At 43.6% G+C, this 849-nt stretch carries 1 pseudogene; it reads right to left on the bottom strand.

The annotated features are described in order from the left end of the window. Window positions 1-704, bottom strand: a pseudogene (locus R7O13_RS25490) (SAM-dependent methyltransferase); the annotation flags it as partial. Window positions 705-849 lie beyond the last annotated feature (145 nt).

The raw sequence follows: 849 nt of genomic DNA on the forward strand, positions 1-849 counted from the left end.
TCGCTGAGCTGATTCTCTGCCACGTTCGACATCGCGACTTCCAATTGCTGCGGCAAATCAACAATGGTCACATGCACATCTTTATCGTAGTTGCAGCACTGCATTGCCCATTTACCCGTATTGCCACCGATATCGACAATATGTTTTGGCTCATTGGCAAACACTTCTTTAAGCAGCAATGGGAAAGAACGATCCGAATAGAAGTGATCAAACTTAAACCAGCTCTGCTTAGCTTGCTCAGGTAATGTCGACAACCCTTGATAGATGGTTTCCCAATCGCCCAGCTCTTTCAATCCAGCAGGTTTGCCGTCTTTGATTGCTTCAGTCAGGTGCATCATCGCGGCATAACAAACGTCGGCCGTGAAATCCATGTTTGCTTGGGTCATGCCATCGTACAACAAGTAGAACCCGAGGTTGGCCAGTGAGTAGTTAGGTTTTTCCCACAAAACAATGTGCGCACTTATCGCCATGTCTAGCAGCACTTTGACACCATATTCTGACACGCCTGTTTTTTCGGCGATATCAATGGCGCTCATGCCTTTTGAACCAGCGCTATCGAGCGCCGCTAATATACCCAAATCTCTGAGCGTTCTCGCGGTATGGAAAACGATAGGGGCAAAAGATAATTTTTGAGCTTCTGTTTTTGCTTCAAAAGCATTAAAAGGATCATTATTTCGATTTAACACGAAAAAACCTAACTGCATTTAATAATTTTTATTGCTGAGACTGAGTGCCCAACAACGCAAGTGCTCGCTGAATATCAACATTTAAATTGTTTACCCAACGATTGTAATTGCGGTGGATTTTGCCATCACTTGCTTTGAGATTTACTGAGTTGAGATAAATAAT

The organism is Vibrio sp. Y176, assembly GCF_033438945.1.